1 protein-coding gene is annotated in these 1,311 nt (G+C 32.6%); it reads left to right on the top strand.

Annotation, left to right across the window (positions count from 1 at the left end):
- On the top strand, window positions 1–1,311 hold a 1,311-nt coding region (locus tag FC37_RS08530), incomplete at both ends, for a pullulanase-associated domain-containing protein (protein ID WP_275452829.1).

Below are 1,311 nucleotides of genomic sequence, written 5' to 3' on the forward strand. Positions count from 1 at the left end.
AGTAAGTTTAGATAAAAATAATGAAGCAGATTTTAACTTTACTGATACTAAAATAGGTTTCCATGAAATCTATGTTGAACCAGTAGAAGCTGATAAAATTCCTAGAACTTTTAAACCAATGCCGGGTAGTGAAACTGCAGATATTTATGTAGTCAATAATGACTCAAAAGCTTATTATTCTAAGAGCTTTGCGCCAATACCTAAAAAACAAACACAAAAACCTAACCAACATGTTATTAGTAATACTACTGATGTAACTATTCACTTTAATGGTGATGGTACAAAGTGGGTACCATATATTTGGGGAAAGAAGCCAAATAGTAGTGGTACTCAATATAAGTGGGATGGCAAGGATGACTATGGTTACTATGCTAATATTACTTTAGATAATAATTACCAACAAATTGGCACTTTAATAAAAGGTGTTAATGATTGGAGTAAAGATGGCTCTGGTCAAGATAGAGCTATTACCGTTGATGATAATGGTAAGGCAGAAGTATGGTATAAAGAAAAGAGCGATGATCAGCAAAAGGTAACCCCAGTATTTAACGGCGGAAGTGTAACTGTTCATTATTACAATAATAATGATGTTAAACAAATAAAAGTATGGACTGATGATAATAAGGATAAGGCACAAACAGTAACGCTTGATAAGAATCATACTGGTAATATTACTTTAACCGATAAGAAATTTAAACAGGTATTTGTAGCACCAGTAGGTTCAGATACTGCAGCTAGAAGCTTTACTCTATTACCAGGTACTAAACCAACTAATATTTATTTGGTTAATAAAGACTATACAGCTTACTATACTGAAAGTTTTGCCTTAGCTCAACAAAGTGTAACTTCTGCTTCGATGACTTCTCCTAATACAGTAGCTATTGAAACTGGTAAGAAGATGAGCGCTGATGAGGCTAAAGCTGATTTAACGCTTAATGATAATAATTCAATTGCAAAGATAACCGCTGTTGATCCAGATAGTAATGGTAGAAGTAAGAAGTTTGAAATTACAACTACTCAAGATTTAGATATTCTTGATAATAATCAAATTGGATTAAAAGGTAATTACAAAGCTATTGATCTTGGTAGTTACGTTCGTTCAAAGGCTTTTGATGATAAATATGCTTATGATGGTAATGATTTAGGTGTTACTTATGATAAGAAGCAAACAACTATTAAATTATGGTCTCCAACTGCCAAAAGTGTAGTATTGAATATCTATGATTCATTAGATAATGATGCTCAACCTGCTAAAACCATTATTATGAAACGTGGAGATAAAGGTGTCTGGTCTAGTGTCCTAGAAGGTGA

It is taken from the genome of Lactobacillus gallinarum DSM 10532 = JCM 2011 (assembly GCF_001434975.1).
In the GTDB taxonomy this organism is placed as follows: domain Bacteria; phylum Bacillota; class Bacilli; order Lactobacillales; family Lactobacillaceae; genus Lactobacillus; species Lactobacillus gallinarum.